Source organism: Saccharospirillum sp., assembly GCF_039982735.1.
In the GTDB taxonomy this organism is placed as follows: Bacteria; Pseudomonadota; Gammaproteobacteria; order Pseudomonadales; family Natronospirillaceae; genus Saccharospirillum.
The window spans coordinates 1-17,164 of sequence record NZ_JBDWXV010000021.1 but is presented as its reverse complement, the minus strand read 5'-3'; the positions used below and the strand labels follow the sequence as shown (position 1 = coordinate 17,164).

Here is a 17,164-nt window from a genome sequence, read left to right as displayed (position 1 = left end):
CCACTTCCAGGCGCATGGAGCTTCAACATGACTCATAAAACATTCTTTGCGTTCATTTTTCCCTCTCTACTTGCGATGATCCTGTTCATCGCCTTACCCATCGGATCCATCGTTGTGCAATCGTTGCACGTAGAGCATCCCCGGGTTCTGGTAGAGGTTGAAAATTGTGGTCCTTTTGGCTGTGAACGTGAAACCCGGGTAGATACCGCCGCCACTCAGGCACTGCAGGAAGCGCAGCCTATGGGGCAGTTCAACGGGTTGGGAACCTATTTTGACCGCCGGCACCTGGCCACTGAAGAAGTCAGTCGCATATTCAGTGACAATGAGGGTGTGGCGGATATAGCACGGCAAATGTATAACCTGCCTTTTTACAAGGCGTTGTCGTTTACACTGGTCTACACCTTTATTGTTACTCCGCTGGGAATGGCACTGGGTTTCTCGATCGCACTTGCGGTCAATTCCATTCCAAAAATTCTTAAAGGCCCCATCATTTTCTTTTCGTTGTTGCCGATGATTGTGACGCCACTGGTAGGATCACTGATCTTATTCTGGATGATCAACACCCAGGGCGTTATTGGCTCGAATCTGCAATTGTTGTTTGATGATCCGGACCTGTCATTGCGCGCCTCCCCGTTACTGACGTGGGTGACGCTGATTGTCTACGGGGTTTGGAGCATGGCGCCCTTCTCCTTTGTGGTGTTTTATGCCGGGTTGCAAACCGTACCGTCGGATACTCTGGAATCGGCAAAAATCGATGGCGCCAGCCGATGGGAGCGTATTCGTTATGTGGTTATCCCTCATCTGATTCCTCTGGCTACCTTCGTTGCGCTGGTTCAACTGATGGATAATTTCCGGGTGTTTGAACCCATCGTTGGTTTCAGTGCCGAAGCCAACGCTACGTCGCTATCCTGGAACATATTTAACGATCTGCGCGGACAAGTCGATCAGCAGTACAGTTCAGCCGCTGCTACCTCGGTGCTTACTGTATTCGGTGTTGTTGTACTGCTGATGCCTGTACTGATCCGGCTCTGGCGCGACTTTAATCGCAAGGCGTAGTGAGGTTTTCGATATGGAACAATCAACCGTTAATCGTCGACCGCTGTTGTTGTCGACCACCTCAAGCCTGTTTCTGGTGTTGTGGTTAATCGTGGCGGCTTTTCCGTTTCTCTGGACCGTTTGGGGGTCGTTCAAAGTCGAAGCCGATTTCTTTTCGCGCGAAAACTGGCAGTTGGCCATCACCGGTCTTAACACCATCGGGCAAACAGGCAGTGCGTTTACCGGAGACGGCTACCAGGGTGCCTGGATAGAGCGTGATTTCTGGAAAGCGGCCTGGAATACCGTGATTGTCACGGTATCTGTTACTGCCATTTCCCTGGTGCTGGGAACACTCGGTGGTTATGCACTGGCCCGGTCAGCCCGGCGCTATACACTGTGGATTCTGATTACGGCTCTGGTCTTTCGCGCCATGCCACACATTACGCTGGTGTCTGGCTACATGCTGCCGTTTTTCGAATGGAATGTCTGGGGTGCCTTACCGACGGCCATTATTGTTCTGGTCGCGATCAACCAGCCGTTTGCCTTGTGGATGCTGCACAGTTTTTTCCTGTCCATTCCCAAAGACCTGGACGAAAGCGCCATGGTCGATGGCTGTACCCGCTTTCAGGCGTTTCGCCAGGTGGTTATTCCGGTCATGTGGCCAGGGGTGATCACCACCGGGTTGTTCAGCTTTTTGCTGGCCTATAACGACTTCGCGGTAACCGCCATGTTGTTGAATCAGGATAACCAGACCATGGTCCCCAAAATTGCAAGTTTCCTCGGCACCGTGCAAACCGAAGGCGCTGTGATGTATGCCGTCGCAGCGGTGGTATCGGCAACCGTGCCGCTGTTTATGTTGGTGATGTTTTTTCAAAGACAGATCGTTAGCGGTCTGACCGCTGGCGCAGTGAAGGGGTAACAAGATGGCTGAGATCCGCCTGAACAACGTCTGTAAACGCTGGGGCAAAGTGTCCGGTGTCGACAACTTTGATCTTCACATTAAAGACGAGGAATTCCTGGTATTACTGGGCCCCTCGGGCTGTGGTAAATCGACCACCATGAGAATGATCGCCGGCCTTGAAGATGTCTCTTCCGGAGAAATCTGGCTGGGCGACCGGATGGTCAACAAACTTGAGCCCAAAGACCGCGATGTTTCCATGGTGTTTCAGAGCTATGGCCTGTACCCGAACATGACCGTGTATGAAAACATTCGCTTTCCGATCAAGGTTCGCAAAGTTCCCAAAGAGCTGCATCACGAGCAGGTGATGAAGGCCGCGGAGATGGTTGACCTTGTGGACTTTCTGCATCGTAAGCCGGCCGAATTGTCGGGCGGGCAGCGTCAGCGTGTTGCGCTCGGCCGGGCCATTGTACGCAAGCCCACGGTGTTCCTGATGGATGAACCGCTGTCGAACCTGGATGCCAAGCTGCGGGTGTCGACACGGGCACAGATCAAGAACCTGCAGTTCCGGTTGAAGACCACCACCATCTATGTCACCCACGATCAGATCGAAGCGATGACGCTGGCGGATCGCGTAGTCGTCATGAACCTTGGCCGCATTCAGCAAATTGCCACACCGACCGAGATTTACGATAACCCGGCCAATACCTTTGTAGCCGGCTTTATTGGTAACCCGGCGATGAACCTGATCAGGGGCACGATTGAATCCGGCGTTTTTAGCGCAGAGAACATTCGCATTGAAGGCCTGCCAAGCCAGCATTCGGGCTCAATCACCCTCGGTTTTCGCGCCGAGGACGCTGAACTGAAAGATGCGCAAAACGCGATCAATGCACCGGTGTATGCCATGGAGTTGCTGGGTGATTCATCAATGATCGCGCTGATGGTCGGCGGGGAGCTGATCAACATCAAAGCACCCAAGGATTTTCGGGCCGAAATCGGTTCACAGGTCAGTATCGGGATTAACCCCAGTCACTGTCACCTGTTCGATGCCGACAGCGGCGACCGAATATCTCAAGATATTTAATAAAACAGAATAAACGCAACACAGGACTCGATCCCATGAGCATAGAGTATCTAAAGAAAAACAAACCCAGCACCGAACGCAGCGCCGATGACCAAAAAGTACGCGATATTGTTGAGAAAACACTGACCGATATCGAGCAGAGCGGCGACAATGCAGTGAAGGCGTTGTCTGAAAAATTCGACAACTACAGCCCGGCTTCTTTTCGTTTGAGCCAGTCAGAGATCGATGAACTGATTCAACAGGTATCGCCGCAGGACCTTGACGACATAAAGTTCGCTCAAACCCAGGTGCGGAACTTTGCCCAGGCGCAGCGTGATTCAATGACGGACATTGAAGTCGAAACATTGCCTGGCGTGATACTGGGCCACAAGAACATTCCAGTGCAGTCGGTCGGCTGCTACATTCCCGGGGGCAAGTTTCCCATGGTGGCATCGGCCCATATGTCGGTGGTCACCGCGGCAGTGGCGGGTGTACCACGCATCATCGCGGCGACGCCGCCGTTTCATGGCAAACCCAACCCGGCCGTTATTGCTGCCATGCATCTGGGCGGTGCTCATGAAATCTATGTGCTCGGTGGTATTCAGGCCGTCGGTGCCATGGCGATTGGTACCGAAAGCATCGCACCGGTCGATATGCTGGTTGGCCCTGGCAATGCCTTTGTTGCCGAAGCCAAACGGCAGCTGTTTGGCCGGGTAGGCATCGACCTGTTCGCCGGCCCGACGGAAACCATGGTGATCGCCGATGATACCGTCGATGCCGAACTCTGCGCGACGGATCTGATGGGCCAGGCAGAGCACGGATATAACTCTCCGGCGGCATTGCTGACCACCTCCCGAGAATTGGCCGAGGCGACACTCAGGGAAGTTGACCGCTTGCTGGACATTCTGCCGACCGCGGAAACCGCCCGTAAAAGCTGGGAAGATTACGGTGACGTTATCCTCTGCTCGACTCACGAAGAAATGCTCGACCTGGCCAATGAGATGGCGTACGAACACGTTCAGATCATGACGGACCGGGATGACTGGTATCTGGAGCATATGCACAGCTACGGCGCTCTGTTTCTGGGCCCGAGAACCAACGTCTCCAACGGCGACAAGGTGATCGGCACCAACCATACGCTGCCTACCAAAAAAGCGGGCCGGTACACGGGTGGGCTTTGGGTGGGCAAGTATCTGAAAACCCACAGTTACCAGCGCATCACCACCGATGAGGCAGCAGCCGACATAGGTGCCCGTTGTTCCAGACTGTGTATACTCGAAGGTTTCGTAGGCCATGCCGAACAAGCCAATGTCAGAGTTCGTCGCTATGGCAACCGACACGTTGAGTATGGGACCGCTGCGCAATGACACTTCCCCAAACACCGTCTTTTCAACTAACCGGTAAGACTGCGCTGGTTACCGGCGCTTCCTCGGGCATTGGCCTGGCTTGTGCTGCGGCACTGGCCGGGGCCGGGGCCAAGGTTTATCTGGCGGCTCGCTCGCAAGACAAACTGAGCGAGGCCGTCGCCCAACTCAAGCAACGCGGGCAATCCGCCGAGGCGGTTCGGCTGGATATTACAGACATTGACGCGACCGCCCACTGGATCGAGCAACATGGCCCATTCGACGTGCTGGTCAATAGTGCCGGCATGGGTCGACATGGTCCGGCGGTTGATACCACGCCAGAGGCTTTTGATCAGGCCATGAACCTGAATGTACGCGCTGCCTATTTTCTCACGCAGGCGGTTGCGCGTGGTTTGCTGAGCGTTGGCAAACCCGGTTCGCTGATCAACATTTCCTCGCAAATGGGATCAGTGGGCGGGGTTGACCGATCTGTCTATTGTGCCAGCAAGCACGCTGTCGAAGGCTTTACCAAAGCCATGGCGATTGAGTGGGGCAAGGCCGGCGTTCGGGTGAATACCGTATGCCCAACCTTCATTCGCACGTCACTGACCGAATCGACCTTTGCCGACCCGGAGCGGGTGCAATGGCTGCAGAGCAATATCTTGCTGGATCGGGTTGGAGAAGTTGAAGACATCATGGGGGCGGTGCTGTACCTGGCTTCAGACGCTTCGGGCCTGGTTACAGGAAGCGCTCTGAGTGTCGATGGCGGCTGGAGGGCACATTGATGAACAACACCAAGGTAACCTCACACGATGTGGCTCGCCATGCCGGTGTTAGCCAGTCGGCGGTGTCGCGTTACTTCACTCCCGGGGGATCGGTCTCGAAGAAAAAAGCGGAGCTGATTCAAGCTGCGGCCGATGAGCTGGGTTATCGGCCCAATGTTCTGGCCCGTTCAATGATCACTGGCCGAAGCAAAATTGTCGGTCTGGTCGTCGCCTATTTTGAGAACCAGTTTTATCCAGAAGTTATTGAGTTGTTGTCGGTCGGTTTGCAGGCCAAGGGCTATCACGTTCTGGTGTTTATGGCTTCAAGAACCGTGGGCGATGTTGAGCCCATTGTTCAGGAAATGCTGGATTATCAGGTCGATGGCATTCTGATGTTGTCGGTATCGATGTCCTCAACGCTGGCGGAACAGTGCGCGTCGCAGGGCATTCCGGTCATGCTGTTCAACCGGGATCAGGCCGACGACCGGCTCAGTTCAGTCACCAGTGAAAACGGGGCCGGTGGTGAGCTGGCCGCAGAATTGCTGGTAAAGGGTGGCTATGAACGCATCGCTTATCTGGCCGGTTTTGAAGGCGCGTCCACCCAGATCCTGCGCGAACAGGGGTTCCTGAAAGGGCTGAAAGCCGCGGGTAAATCTCTGTACGCGCGCGAGGTAGGTGATTTTCACTACGACCAGGCCGCTGCAGCCGCACGTCGTTTGTTCAGCATGGACACCAAGCCGGATGCGGTGTTTGTCGGCAACGACCACATGGCCTTTGCTGCCATGGATGTCATACGGCATGAGTTTCATCTGTCGATTCCCGGCGATGTGGCCGTGGTCGGGTTTGACGACGTGCCCATTGCAGCCTGGCCGTCGTTTAATCTCACGACCATTCGCCAGGATGTAGACACCATGGTCGACGAAACGGTGAACCGGTTGCTGGATATGGTTGAAGGTCGAGCGACGGAACCGAGCAAGGTGAGAATACCGGTTGTACTGGTTGAGCGCGGCTCTACCCGTGCGCGCCCAAAAAGCTAATTCATACTTTACAGAAGCGAGTGATTGACGATCATGGTTACGCAAACGGAAATGGAGTCACGTACGGTTCGATATGGTGAATTACAGCCTTGTCGCAGTGCCTTCATCGATGCCCACACACCGGGCTCAAACCAGAAAGAGAACTTCACCATCATCGGGGGCGGTGTCTCTGAAAGTGCCGATCAGTATGTGCACATCACAGAAACCCCAGGCTTCAATATTGGGGCCGCCGGGCAACCGCCGCATTGCCGCAACAGTCTGCACACCCACCGAACGGCCGAAGTTTTTTTCGTATTGAAAGGCCGCTGGCGGTTTTTCTGGGGCCGCTGGGGCGATGCCGGTGAAGTCGTGCTGGAAGAGGGGGATGTGTTCAACATTCCCACCGGTATTTTTCGCGGTTTCGAAAACATCGGTACCGACTATGGCATGATCATGGCCATTCTCGGCGGCGACGATGCCGGTGGCGGAGTGGTCTGGGCACCGCAGGTGATTACCGATGCTAAAGACTACGGGTTGATTCTGGGTGACGACGGCAAGCTGTACGATCAGCAAAAAGGCCAGTCGTTACCAACGGGTGTTCAGCCCATGCCGTTATTGACCGACGAAGAATTGAAGCAGTTTCCCGAGCCGTCGGCATCTGACGTGGTTCCACATTTTGTCGCCCGTTACTGGGACATGATGGCGATGGCCGACAGCGCCCCGGTGAAGGTGATTGCGGAGCAGGGTTTGTTGAAAGACCGCCCTGGCTTCGAACTGGAGTTTATCAATCACGCATCCAGTAACGACGCACCAATCGAATCGAACCGGCACTCGGTGCTGATGGTGATGCGCGGCCACTGGAAACTGAGTTGGGCTGACGGTGAGCTAACCCTGGCACCGGGCGATACCTGCGCAGTACCTCCTGGCCTGACTCACCAGTTGGTTCCTGCCATGAGCGGCGAAGCCAGCCTGTTCCGGGTGCGCAATACGAACGATCCTGCCGGCCTGACCCGGCCGCTCTGAAAAGATGGATTCGCCGATGACGCCTTTGGTTTTGCTGCCCGGCATGATGTGCGATGCACGGTTGTTCACGCCACAGGTAGACTACTTCTCGGCCGAGCGTGCCGTGCAGGTGGCCTGCCTGACCCGGCACAACCGGGTTGAGGAAATGGCACGCGCTGTATTGGCTGTAGCACCGGAACGCTTTGCACTGGCCGGTCTGTCGATGGGTGGCATTGTCGCCATGGAAGTGGTGCGCCAGGCGCCGGACCGAGTGGCCGGCCTGGCCCTTCTGGATACCAACCCGCTGGCCGAAGACGCTCGCGTAAAGGCTGGCCGGGGCCCGCAAATGCAAACCGCCCGGGAGGGTGGGTTGTTGGATATGCTGGTCGACAAAGTGTTCCCGAATTACCTGGCGATTGAAACAACCCAGGCGCCCATTCTGGCCACTTGTTTTGCCATGGCGGAAGCACTGGGTGCTGACGTTTTTATCCGGCAATCCGAAGCACTGATGCACCGGCCGGACCAGACAGAAACACTTAGGCACTACAGTGGCCCGGCGATGATTCTTTGCGGCGAACAGGACCGGCTGTGCCCGGTTTCCCGCCATAACTTTATGAGTGAACTGATGCCGCATGCCAGCCTGCATGTTATTCCGGCGGCAGGGCATCTTGTCTCTCTGGAAAAACCGATTGAAACCTACAAAGCCATGGCTCAATGGCTGGAGGCACTATGACACCCGATTTGCTGAAGCGACTGCAAACTGTCGACACGCCCACCGTGTGTAATGCCATCGAAGTGGCACAGGGGCAGCGAGGTTTTGCTAACTATACCCGGCAAACGTTGTTGTCATCAGACCCGAACGCCGGTGCTCTGGTCGGCTACGCCCGAACCGCAACAATAGCCGCCCTGGCGCCCTCGAAGGAAGATCCGGCCACGATTCGTCAGCGCCGGATGGATTACTATCGCTACATGTCGGAGTCGACCGGGCCGTCGCTGGTCGTGATTGAAGACCTCGATGGTGACAACGCCGTCGGCGCTTATTGGGGTGAGATCAACACCACCGTGCATAAGGGTTTTGGCCTGGCAGGTGTGGTCACTAATGGCGTGATGCGGGATCTGGGTGACCTGCCAGCGGACTTTCCGGTGCTGGCCGGTCGCATCGGACCGAGCCATGCGTTTGTGCGGGTTGAGGCCTTCGACACGCCGGTAAAGGTGTTCGGCATGGAGGTAGCCCCGGGCGATCTGATACATGCCGATCGCCATGGCGCGCTGGTCATTCCCGACGCCGTGATTCCGGTACTGGCCGACGCCATTGAACGTCTGCTGGCTACTGAAAAACTGGTGCTCGAACCTGCTCGCTCGGCATCATTTGATTTTGCCGAGTTCGAACAAGCCTGGGCCGCGTTTGAAGCCGCAAGGACCTAAACATGACCGAGCCACGTTTCCCCACCGGGCAACTCACCGCAGAAACATTCAGCCGCTTATTGTCAGGCCATGGGCTCACCATCACACCAGACGACCAGGCCGCCGCTCTGGCAGCATCACAGAACCTGCTGGCACAGGCCGAGCGTGTGTGTGCGGCACTGCAGGCAGCGGAGGCTGACGATGACGCACCCCTGTGACCTGACCATCGCTGAAGCTGGCGAAGCCCTACGCAACGGTACGCTCAGTGCCGTCGAGCTGGCCCAGGCGCACCTGGAGCGCATTGAGCAACGGAATGACCGTTTGCTGGCTTTTATTGATGTGAATCCGGAAGCGGTGCTGCAGCAGGCGCGAGCAGCGGATGCCCGATTAACGGAAGGGGAGTGCGACGACTTACCCATGCTCGGTATTCCCGTCGCACTAAAAGATCTGTTTGATGTCGCCGGCACTGCTACCACTTGTGGTTCCCATGTGCAGGCAGGCCAAGTCGCGACGCAGGATGCAGTGGTAGTGCAGCGCATACAGTCGGCCGGTGCGGTACTGCTCGGCAAGGTCGCGACCTACGAGTTTGCCCTGACTGGCCCGGCGTTCGACCAACCCAACCCGCCGCCCCGTAACCCCTGGAACCTGGATCACATTACTGGCGGGTCATCCTCCGGCTCAGCCGCAGCCGTTGCGGGTGGCCTGGTTCGGTGTGCCCTGGGCACCGACACCGGTGGCTCGGTGCGCAGCCCCGCCGCGTATTGCGGCATTGTCGGGCTCAAACCCACCTATGAACGCCTGTCCCGGCAGGGAGTGTTTCCGTTGTCGGACAGTCTCGATCATGTAGGCCCGCTGGCGGCCTGCGTAGCGGATGCGGCCCTGTGTTTCGATGCTTTTGCGGAACTGGCGGACGCCCCGGCAGCCACCCAATGGCTGTGGAAAAGCCTGGCTGGCTTGCGACTGGGCTATGGCCGCGACTGGTTCGCCGATGACCCGGCCGTCGATCCGCAGGCCGTGACCGCCATGGATGCCGCCGCCTCCCAGCTCAGCCTGCTGGAAGCCCGAATTGAGCCGGTAGATTTGCCGGATTACGATCTGTTTGAAGCGGTCGGTACCGTCATTTTGCAGGCCGAGGCGCTGGCGGTGCACAAGAAAGCGCTGGGCACCATGCCTGAGCGCTATGGTAGGGCGGCGTTGAGAAACCTGATCACCGGTACGGTGCTGACGCCGGAGCACCTGGCCGCTGCGCGAGCCATGCAACAGCACCTGAGCGACGAGATGGACGCGGTGCTGCACCGCGTTGATGCGCTCATCACTCTCACCACACTAACCCCCGCACCGGCCTTTGCCGCCTTCACCGACGGTCAGCCCGTCTGGACACCCATGCGAACCTTCCCGTTTAACCTGACCGGTCATCCGGTGCTAACCGTACCCATTGGTTTTTCCAACGGCCTGCCGCTGGGAATGCAGATCATCGGCAAGCGCAACGACGAAGCCCGAATCTGTCAGATCGGCCAGGCGTTCGAACAAAGCACCGACCACTCCGTCATAAAACCTAATTTATAAAAAAGGGCCGACACCAGTTTGGATGCCGACCCAAAAACTTTTGTCGTCGAGTTTCACCGTTGGTCGAGAGGCAAGCGTTGGCTGCCGGGTATGCCCCTGTGGGGTAGTCCGCAGCAGGGATGCTGCGGCCTAGGCTCCACGGACGGATCTACGCCGACCCCACAGGGGCATACCCGGTAGCTGACGCGGGATAATGCCACCAAGCCAAATCCGAACACCCAACTGGGTGCTCCTTCTTTCCTGCTTACTGACTCATCCGATCCAGACGAATCTGCGCCGCCCGGCGATGGCCTTCCAGCCCTTCGCTGTTGCTCTGGCGTGTGGCAGAGGGGGCAACCTGTTTCACGCCTTCTTCGGTCAGCCACTGGTGTGTTGCGGTCTTTATGTAAGTGCCCACCCAGAGCCCGCCGGTGTATTTGCCCGCGCCCATGGTGGGCAGGGTGTGGTTGGTGCCGGAGCACTTGTCTGAATACACCACGCTGGCCAGCTCGCCGATAAACAGCGACCCGTAATTGTTCAGCTGTTTGGCAATGGCATGGGGGTCAGCGGTGTGCAGTTGCAAATGCTCGGCCGCGACGTCCTCGGAATAGGCCAGCATGTCGGCTTCGGATTCACAGAACACCACTTCGCCGTAGTCGCGCCAGGACTGGGCTGCGGTTTCTGCCGTCGACAGCGTTTGCAGTTGGCGGTCGACTTCTTTAACCACAGCCTCGGCCAGTGCTTTATCAGTGGTGATCAGGCCGACCCGGGTGCGAACATCGTGCTCGGCCTGGCCCAACAGGTCGGTCGCAATCAGTTCGGCATCGCCAGTGTGGTCGGCCAGCACGAAGATTTCCGAGGGGCCCGCCAACTGGTCGATACCGATGGGGCCAAATACCTGGCGTTTGGCCTCGTTCACAAAGGCATTGCCCGGGCCGACGATCTTGTTAACGGCCGGCACGGTCTCGGTGCCCATCGCCATGGCGGCAATCGCCTGGGCACCACCGATGCGGAAAATACGATCGGCACCGGACAGATGACAACCCGCAATCATGGCTTCGTGCGCATTGGGTGGCAGGCAGGCTATGACCTCGCCCACGCCGGCAATCTTGGCCGGCACAATCGTCATGATGGGCGCCGACAACAGCGGGTAGCGGCCACCGGGGACGTAGCAGCCCACTCGGTCCAGCGGGATGTTGCGATGGCCCATGTGAACGCCGGGCAGGATCTCGACATTGATTTCCGACAACGAGCCCAATTGCGCTTTGGCAAAGGCTGAGACGTTGTCGATCGCAAATTGTGTATCGGCCCGGGTTTGCGGGTCGAGGCGTTCAACGGCCAACTCGCGGTCTGCCATGGAGACCTCGAACGCATCCAGACGGATCTTGTCGAACTGTTCGGAATAATCCCGAACGGCATCATCGCCTCGCTCGCGGACCGATCGAATGATGTCGGCAACCAGCCCTTCAACTGACGTACTGTCGCTCTGGGCATTGCGCTCGGGTGTTTTAACGAACGTTAGCGCATCTTTGTTCAGGGTTTTGCTACTCGCCATGGTTTTCTCCTGGGCCAATCACGGTGGGCTGTCGTTGTTTTATATCTTGATATTACTCTTTTTGCATACGAATGCAAAAAAGATTAAGCGACTCGAAAATAGCGCTGTGGGAGGCTTGATGAAGGCGGATCTCGGACGGCTAAATCATGGGCAATAGGGGCTGAAAGCGGAGTAGGCCGAGCCAAAGCTCTCTGTGATGCTTCTGCATTAGGGTCAAGCGGGAGTGGGGCTATGTAAGCCAGGTCAGGCAGTGGCGGAATGAGGTTCAGCCAGCTTCCTGACGCAATTTTTCTCTAACATTCATGAGCACAGTCCCATAGGCATTCTCGCCACGCTGATCGCGACCGGTGCCCCAGAAATAGTCGTACAGGGAATTCTCCCGGATCGGTTTTTCACCGGTCGCCAGCAGGGCCTGGGCAAAATCAGGGTGGGTGTGTGCCTGGGTGTAGAGCGCCCGCGTCATCACTCGGGTACGAAGAGCGGGCCAGTCTTCCCGCGTGCGTTTTAGCCAGCCGCGGCCGTGTTTTCGGGCTTTTTCGGCGGTTGGGGCATTGCGGATGTCGTGAAAACGGTTTTTCCCCGGGTATTTCATGGCCTGGTAGTAATGTTCGGCCGTCAGCCAGCGATGGCCATCCAGTTCAAATGGGCGCTCAATGGCACAGCCGAGAACCTCTTCGGTGTCCAGCCGGTTGATCAGGAGCGCATCTTCCACTGTCTGGTGTTCAAACAAACTCATGATACGACGGTTCCTGAAGAGGGGGGTAAGAGAGTGTACCTCAACACGGGGTCTGGTCAGTAACGGCAACCAGCCCCGATTCAGTCGGGCAGGTGAGGCTCAGTCCAGGTCGCTGGCGTCATGCCGTTCCGGCAGCTGTTCGTCTGGCTCGCCCCAGGTGCGGTTCACTTTCACACCGCGCTTCACCGCGGGCCGTTCGGCTATGGCATTAGCCCAGCGCAACACATGGGTGTAGCCATCGGCCTCTAGAAATTCGGCGGCCTCATACACCTTGTTCTGAACCAGCCAGCCATACCAGGGCCAAACCGCCATATCGGCGATGCTGTAGGTGTCACCGCAGAGGTAGGTGTTGTCAGCCAGGTGGCGGTCGAGTACATCCAGCTGGCGTTTCACTTCCATAGTGTAACGGTTGATCGGGTATTCGAATTTTTCCGGCGCATAGGCGTAAAAATGGCCAAAGCCACCACCCAGAATCGGCGCGCTGCCCATTTGCCAGAACAACCAGTTGAAACATTCGGTGCGGCCAGCCGGGGTGTCGGGTATGAAGGCGTTAAATTTTTCAGCCAGATACATCAGGATGGAGCCGGATTCAAACACCCGCTGCGGCGGGGTGACGCTGTGGTCCATTAGGGCGGGTATCTTGGAGTTGGGGTTGGCTTCCACAAAGCCGGAACCAAACTGGTCCCCTTCCATGATGTTGATCAGCCAGGCGTCGTATTCGGCGCCGGCAATGCCAGCGGCTAACAGCTCTTCCAGCATGATGGTGACTTTAACGCCATTGGGGGTGGCCAGTGAATGCAGTTGCAGAGGGTGTTTGCCAACCGGCAGCGGTTTATCGTGCGTGGGGCCTGCGATGGGTCGGTTGATGTTGGCAAACCGGCCACCGTTGCCAGGTTCCCAGGTCCATACTTTGGGGGGTGTGTAGCTGCTATCGCTCATGGTGTGTCCTTGAATTTGATTGCGGTGAGTTGGAATTGATATCCGAATGGTACGGGAGGTGAGGGCGGTCGGGTCAAAAGCAACTTCACAGGCATCAGCCGCTGGACGTTAAAAACGTTAAAAACGTTGAGAACGGCGACCGGGACTGGAAGAATGAGGCGTCTCCCTTCTGCCACTGAACAAGGAAACCCCTGTGGAACGTCAATTGATCACCGACCAGTTTACCAACCGGATCGCCCTGGATATGGGGCTGGCCATTATCGAACTGGCCCGCAAGCGCGACGTCCGAATCGGTGTCTCGATTCGCCGTCTGAACCAAACCGTTTTCGAGTTCATCGACAATGATTTGTCGGCCGACAAAGCCAACTGGATTCGAAGAAAAGTGAATACAACGCTGAATTTTGCCGAAAGCTCGCTGGCGGTGCGGCTCGATTTGGAAGAAATGGGCAAAACGCTGGCGGCTGACTTTGGCCTGAGCGAAGATGACTACATCGCCAAAGGTGGTTGCATTCCGATTGTGGTGACCGGTGCTGGCCTGATCGGGACCATCACGGTGACCGGCCTAAAAGACGTGGATGACCACCAGATCATTGTGGATGCCTTGCCTGACTTCACGTTTGTCTGAAGACCGTTCAGAAAGATCCGCCGCGTTTACCAAACAGGAGGGCGAGTTCATGACCATTGAATACCGCATAAACGCACCGGTCAGCGCAGATCAGTTCATTGATCTGCTGCACCGGTCAACCCTGGCGGAACGCCGGCCCGTGGATGACCGCGCCTGCATAGAAGGCATGCTGACCAACGCCAGCTTAACCGTCACTGCCTGGGACGGTGACGTGTTGGTGGGCATTGCCCGCAGCGTCACCGATTTTCACTTCGCCTGTTATTTGTCTGATCTGGCGGTCGATGCCAGCCTGCAAAAATCGGGCATTGGCAAACAGTTACAAGCCGTCACTCAGCAGCAGCTTGGGCCGCGGTGTAAACTGATTCTGCTTGCCGCTCCCTCGGCCAGCGCCTATTACGAACCCCTGGGCTACCAGCACAATGATCGTTGCTGGGTGCTTGACCCGGATGTTCCCATTCGAGGTGCCCAGTGACGTTTGCAGCATCGCCGTGAAAAACAGGACTTTCGTTACTGTTTGAGACGGGTACATCGGCCTAAGCTAATGTCTGACATCGCCAATAAGGACGTGAGCCATGCCCCGCCGATTAACGATATTGCCTTTGCTGGTGTGTGCCAGCTTGCCTGCGTTAGCTGAACAAACCGGTTTTCAACGGTATTACCAGCAAAACGAATTTTCACTGACGTCGCCAGGCGCGATGAAATTCGGGCTGTACGGCTACGACAACCCGGCCGGGCTGCATTACCTGACCGAAGGCGATGTCACCGTTAACTGGACCAGTGATGACTTCTTGTATGACGACCAGCGTTGGAACGCCACGCTCGCCGCGCCGGGGGTGAGCTTCAGCTTCGGCCGGGACCACAGAGGCGCGGACACCATACGGGAATATAAGCTGGCCTTTGGCGGCGGCACCGACGCCAGCGCCGGCGGGCTTTCCATCGGCTGGTACGGTGGCGATACCGACAGCCAGGATCTGCGCACACATTTCACGCTGGGTTCAATCAACCGCCCCAATCGCTACACCTCCATTGGCCTGACCGGCACCCTGGCGACCGATACGCAATACTATCAGGGCACCGTAGACGTGGCCGTACGACCCTTTGGCAATGAATCCCTGACGGTATTTGCCGACTACGCCCTGGGCAACGATGAAGACTTTGAAGACGGCCATTGGTCGGCTGGCGCTGCAACCGAAGTGATGCCGGGCATTCGAGTTACCGGCCGTTATTTTGATACCGGAACCGTCACGGCCGGCCTGCAAGTGAGCCTCGGCCACACCGGCTTCAGCGTTCAGTCGCACCAGTTGGATGAAGGCGACAACTACCAATCGTACACCCTGCGCGCCGGTGGCTGGGACCGCAATGTGTTCGATGCCTGGTCGACATCGGGCGACGATGTTCTGGAACTGAGCCTCAACGACGAGATGGCCTACCAGACCTTCGGCCTGTTCGATCGCCGTCGGTCACTGCTCGATACCCTGCGCTACATCGATGCCGCCCGTCTGGACGACAACATTGGCGGCATTGTCGTCAACACCACGCGCATGCAAGTGCCGGCCGCCATGGCCTGGGAAATCAAAACCGCACTGGATGAATTCCGCGACTCCGGTAAAACTGTGGTGCTGTACATTGAAAACGGTGGCATGACCGAGCTGTTGCTCACCTCAGCCGCCGACGAAGTCATTCTGGACCCGATGGGCACCCTGACCGTACCAGGCTTTGTCTCCGGCAGTACCTACCTCGGTGAGTTGCTGGCCCACTGGGGCATCGGCGTCGATGAATTCCGCAACCTCGAATACAAAACCGCCTTTGAAAGCCTGTCGCGCAGTGACATGTCGGCCGCCGACCGGGTACAACGCCAAGCGATGATCGACAGCTTTTATCAGCTCTGGCAAACCAGCATGGCCCAAGGGCGGAATCTCTCGCCCAACGCCTTCGATCAACTGATCGACCGCGGCCTGTCCCTGACCGCCGATGATTTGCTGAACATGGGCGTGGTGGACCGACTGGCGCGGTATTCCGAACTGGATGACGTACTGGAAGACGTGACCGGTACCGAACCCCGCCGGGTCGCGCCCGACGGCTTGCAAGTGCTGCGCGAACCCCGCGACAACCAATGGGGGCCAGCCCACCGCATTGCCGTGATGTACGCCACCGGCATGACCGCGACCGACAGCGGTATGCGCACCCGTGAACTGGCGGAATCGCTTAGGGAGTTGCGTGAAGACGATGAGATCAAGGCTGTTGTGCTGCGTGTCGATTCACCGGGCGGGTTAATACTGGCGGCCGATCTGTTGGGCCAGGAAGTGAAGCTGACCCAGGCTGAGAAGCCGGTCGTGGTATCGATGGGTTCACTGGCCACCTCAGGCGGTTATTGGGTATCGATGCACGCAGGCACGCTGGTTGCCGCACCCAATACCATCACCGGCAGCATCGGCGTAACGGGCGTACGCCTGTGGGATGACGGCCTGGGCGACCGGTTGCACCTGAACAGCGATGCCGTGAGCCGGGGCGCCTCGGCCGATGCAACCGCTGGCATCGGATTACCAATCGCCGGGCTAACCCTGCCAAGCCGGGACCTGACACCCACAGAGCGCGCCGGCATTATGCGCAGCCTCGACAGCTACTACGACGCCTTCGTGACCCAGGCTGCTGAAGCCAGGGGCATCAGCGTTGCCGAGATGCGAGCACTGGCAGCGGGCCGGGTATACAGCGGCAGCGACGCCCTCGAAGCAGGCCTGATCGACGAGCTGGGCAGTCTGACCCACGCCATTGATCTGGCCCGTCAGCAGGCAGGCATTGCCGATCGCGATAAAGTATTCCTGGTCGAAAGCCCACGCCCCAGTGTGTCATCCTTGCAAGACTTGCGGTATCTGGTCGATGTAGAAGGTGCAGAAGCACTTGTGTTCAATCGGGATTTGTATCGCCAGCAGTACTTGCGGGACCTGGTAGAGCATCGCGGCCAGCCGATGGTGTTGTTGCCGTATCATTATTTTGAGGGGTCGTTGGAGCGGTAGGGCGGTTAGTTCGAGGCTTGTTGATTGGGACCGGGTGGCCTGATGGCTGCCCGGTGTTGCTGTACTAGGGAAAGTCCGTGCGTGCGTGATCTTCCCCCGATAAAATGGACACCTCGTCATTTCAAGCGACCATTCGCTCATATTCCACTGGTGAGCAATACCCGATTCCGGAGTGTAACCTCACCGCATTGTAGAACTTGTTTATATACCGTCCCAAAGCGCGAC

General features: G+C 57.4%; 18 protein-coding genes. 14 read left to right on the top strand and 4 right to left on the bottom strand.

Annotated features, from left to right (window positions below):
* Positions 1–27: 27 nt before the first annotated feature.
* Genes ABJT94_RS18135 through ABJT94_RS18085 form a run of 11 tightly spaced genes read left to right on the top strand, consistent with a single transcriptional unit; the run spans position 28 to position 10,091 of the window.
* Positions 28–1,056, top strand: a complete 1,029-nt coding sequence (locus tag ABJT94_RS18135) for a sugar ABC transporter permease (protein ID WP_348474106.1) — start codon at positions 28–30, stop codon at positions 1,054–1,056.
* A gap of 13 nt (positions 1,057–1,069) precedes the next feature.
* On the top strand, positions 1,070–1,954 hold the full coding sequence (locus ABJT94_RS18130) for a carbohydrate ABC transporter permease (protein WP_348474105.1): 885 nt from the start codon (positions 1,070–1,072) through the stop codon (positions 1,952–1,954).
* A gap of 4 nt (positions 1,955–1,958) precedes the next feature.
* On the top strand, positions 1,959–3,017 hold the full coding sequence (gene ugpC / locus ABJT94_RS18125) for a sn-glycerol-3-phosphate ABC transporter ATP-binding protein UgpC (RefSeq protein WP_348474104.1): 1,059 nt from the start codon (positions 1,959–1,961) through the stop codon (positions 3,015–3,017).
* Positions 3,018–3,052: 35 nt separating this feature from the next.
* Entirely contained in the window at positions 3,053–4,363 is a 1,311-nt protein-coding gene (hisD, locus tag ABJT94_RS18120) for a histidinol dehydrogenase (protein WP_348474103.1), read from the top strand.
* Entirely contained in the window at positions 4,360–5,124 is a 765-nt protein-coding gene (locus tag ABJT94_RS18115; protein WP_348474102.1) for an SDR family oxidoreductase, read from the top strand. The genes hisD (ABJT94_RS18120) and ABJT94_RS18115 overlap by 4 nt, the downstream gene beginning before the upstream one ends.
* Positions 5,124–6,140, top strand: a complete 1,017-nt coding sequence (locus ABJT94_RS18110) for a LacI family DNA-binding transcriptional regulator (RefSeq protein WP_348474101.1) — start codon at positions 5,124–5,126, stop codon at positions 6,138–6,140. Before ABJT94_RS18115 ends, ABJT94_RS18110 begins: the two co-directional genes overlap by 1 nt.
* Before the next feature lie 33 nt (positions 6,141–6,173).
* Entirely contained in the window at positions 6,174–7,142 is a 969-nt protein-coding gene (locus tag ABJT94_RS18105; protein ID WP_348474100.1) for a cupin domain-containing protein, read from the top strand.
* Between the two features lie 16 nt (positions 7,143–7,158).
* Positions 7,159–7,854 carry an alpha/beta hydrolase gene (locus ABJT94_RS18100; RefSeq protein ID WP_348474099.1) on the top strand — a complete coding sequence of 232 codons (696 nt, stop codon included), beginning with the start codon at positions 7,159–7,161 and terminating at the stop codon, positions 7,852–7,854.
* On the top strand, positions 7,851–8,546 hold the full coding sequence (locus tag ABJT94_RS18095; RefSeq protein WP_348474098.1) for an RraA family protein: 696 nt from the start codon (positions 7,851–7,853) through the stop codon (positions 8,544–8,546). The genes ABJT94_RS18100 and ABJT94_RS18095 overlap by 4 nt, the downstream gene beginning before the upstream one ends.
* A gap of 2 nt (positions 8,547–8,548) precedes the next feature.
* Entirely contained in the window at positions 8,549–8,743 is a 195-nt protein-coding gene (locus ABJT94_RS18090) for a hypothetical protein (protein ID WP_348474097.1), read from the top strand.
* A complete protein-coding gene (locus ABJT94_RS18085; RefSeq protein WP_348474096.1) occupies positions 8,727–10,091 on the top strand; it encodes an amidase in 1,365 nt (454 codons plus the stop codon). Before ABJT94_RS18090 ends, ABJT94_RS18085 begins: the two co-directional genes overlap by 17 nt.
* A gap of 244 nt (positions 10,092–10,335) precedes the next feature.
* Here the strand turns inward: ABJT94_RS18085 and hisD (ABJT94_RS18080) are convergent, their stop codons facing one another.
* The 3 genes from hisD (ABJT94_RS18080) to yghU form a co-directional block, all read right to left on the bottom strand.
* Positions 10,336–11,625 carry a histidinol dehydrogenase gene (gene hisD, locus ABJT94_RS18080; RefSeq protein WP_348474095.1) on the bottom strand — a complete coding sequence of 430 codons (1,290 nt, stop codon included), beginning with the start codon at positions 11,623–11,625 and terminating at the stop codon, positions 10,336–10,338.
* Between the two features lie 265 nt (positions 11,626–11,890).
* A complete protein-coding gene (locus tag ABJT94_RS18075; RefSeq protein WP_348474094.1) occupies positions 11,891–12,361 on the bottom strand; it encodes an NADAR family protein in 471 nt (156 codons plus the stop codon).
* A 99-nt stretch (positions 12,362–12,460) separates the two neighbouring features.
* Positions 12,461–13,300 carry a glutathione-dependent disulfide-bond oxidoreductase gene (gene yghU / locus ABJT94_RS18070; RefSeq protein ID WP_348474093.1) on the bottom strand — a complete coding sequence of 280 codons (840 nt, stop codon included), beginning with the start codon at positions 13,298–13,300 and terminating at the stop codon, positions 12,461–12,463.
* 193 nt (positions 13,301–13,493) lie between these two features.
* Between yghU and ABJT94_RS18065 the strand changes: the two genes are divergently transcribed.
* The 3 genes from ABJT94_RS18065 (at position 13,494) to ABJT94_RS18055 (ending at position 16,939) form a co-directional block, all read left to right on the top strand.
* The gene (locus ABJT94_RS18065; protein WP_348474092.1) at positions 13,494–13,925 is read left to right on the top strand and encodes a heme-binding protein; all 432 of its coding nucleotides are present in this window, start codon (positions 13,494–13,496) and stop codon (positions 13,923–13,925) included.
* A gap of 49 nt (positions 13,926–13,974) precedes the next feature.
* Positions 13,975–14,397, top strand: coding sequence for a GNAT family N-acetyltransferase (locus tag ABJT94_RS18060; protein ID WP_348474091.1), 423 nt, complete (start codon positions 13,975–13,977; stop codon positions 14,395–14,397).
* A 100-nt stretch (positions 14,398–14,497) separates the two neighbouring features.
* The gene (locus tag ABJT94_RS18055; protein ID WP_348474090.1) at positions 14,498–16,939 is read left to right on the top strand and encodes a S49 family peptidase; all 2,442 of its coding nucleotides are present in this window, start codon (positions 14,498–14,500) and stop codon (positions 16,937–16,939) included.
* Positions 16,940–17,060: 121 nt separating this feature from the next.
* On the opposite strand, the gene ABJT94_RS18050 is transcribed toward ABJT94_RS18055, so the two are convergent.
* Positions 17,061–17,164, bottom strand: a 104-nt coding sequence (locus ABJT94_RS18050; protein ID WP_348483176.1) for an IS3 family transposase, incomplete at its 5' end; no start/stop codon positions are given.

Excerpts from the sequence above, each read along its gene's own strand:
- ABJT94_RS18135 (WP_348474106.1), top strand. The coding sequence starts at position 28 with ATGACTCATAAAACATTCTTTGCGTTCATTTTTCCCTCTCTACTTGCG.
- ABJT94_RS18130 (WP_348474105.1), top strand. The coding sequence starts at position 1,070 with ATGGAACAATCAACCGTTAATCGTCGACCGCTGTTGTTGTCGACCACC.
- ugpC (WP_348474104.1), top strand. The coding sequence starts at position 1,959 with ATGGCTGAGATCCGCCTGAACAACGTCTGTAAACGCTGGGGCAAAGTG.
- hisD (WP_348474103.1), top strand. The coding sequence starts at position 3,053 with ATGAGCATAGAGTATCTAAAGAAAAACAAACCCAGCACCGAACGCAGC.
- ABJT94_RS18115 (WP_348474102.1), top strand. The coding sequence starts at position 4,360 with ATGACACTTCCCCAAACACCGTCTTTTCAACTAACCGGTAAGACTGCG.
- ABJT94_RS18110 (WP_348474101.1), top strand. The coding sequence starts at position 5,124 with ATGAACAACACCAAGGTAACCTCACACGATGTGGCTCGCCATGCCGGT.
- ABJT94_RS18105 (WP_348474100.1), top strand. The coding sequence starts at position 6,174 with ATGGTTACGCAAACGGAAATGGAGTCACGTACGGTTCGATATGGTGAA.
- ABJT94_RS18100 (WP_348474099.1), top strand. The coding sequence starts at position 7,159 with ATGACGCCTTTGGTTTTGCTGCCCGGCATGATGTGCGATGCACGGTTG.
- ABJT94_RS18095 (WP_348474098.1), top strand. The coding sequence starts at position 7,851 with ATGACACCCGATTTGCTGAAGCGACTGCAAACTGTCGACACGCCCACC.
- ABJT94_RS18090 (WP_348474097.1), top strand. The coding sequence starts at position 8,549 with ATGACCGAGCCACGTTTCCCCACCGGGCAACTCACCGCAGAAACATTC.
- ABJT94_RS18085 (WP_348474096.1), top strand. The coding sequence starts at position 8,727 with ATGACGCACCCCTGTGACCTGACCATCGCTGAAGCTGGCGAAGCCCTA.
- hisD (WP_348474095.1), bottom strand. The coding sequence starts at position 11,625 with ATGGCGAGTAGCAAAACCCTGAACAAAGATGCGCTAACGTTCGTTAAA.
- ABJT94_RS18075 (WP_348474094.1), bottom strand. The coding sequence starts at position 12,361 with ATGAGTTTGTTTGAACACCAGACAGTGGAAGATGCGCTCCTGATCAAC.
- yghU (WP_348474093.1), bottom strand. The coding sequence starts at position 13,300 with ATGAGCGATAGCAGCTACACACCCCCCAAAGTATGGACCTGGGAACCT.
- ABJT94_RS18060 (WP_348474091.1), top strand. The coding sequence starts at position 13,975 with ATGACCATTGAATACCGCATAAACGCACCGGTCAGCGCAGATCAGTTC.
- ABJT94_RS18055 (WP_348474090.1), top strand. The coding sequence starts at position 14,498 with ATGCCCCGCCGATTAACGATATTGCCTTTGCTGGTGTGTGCCAGCTTG.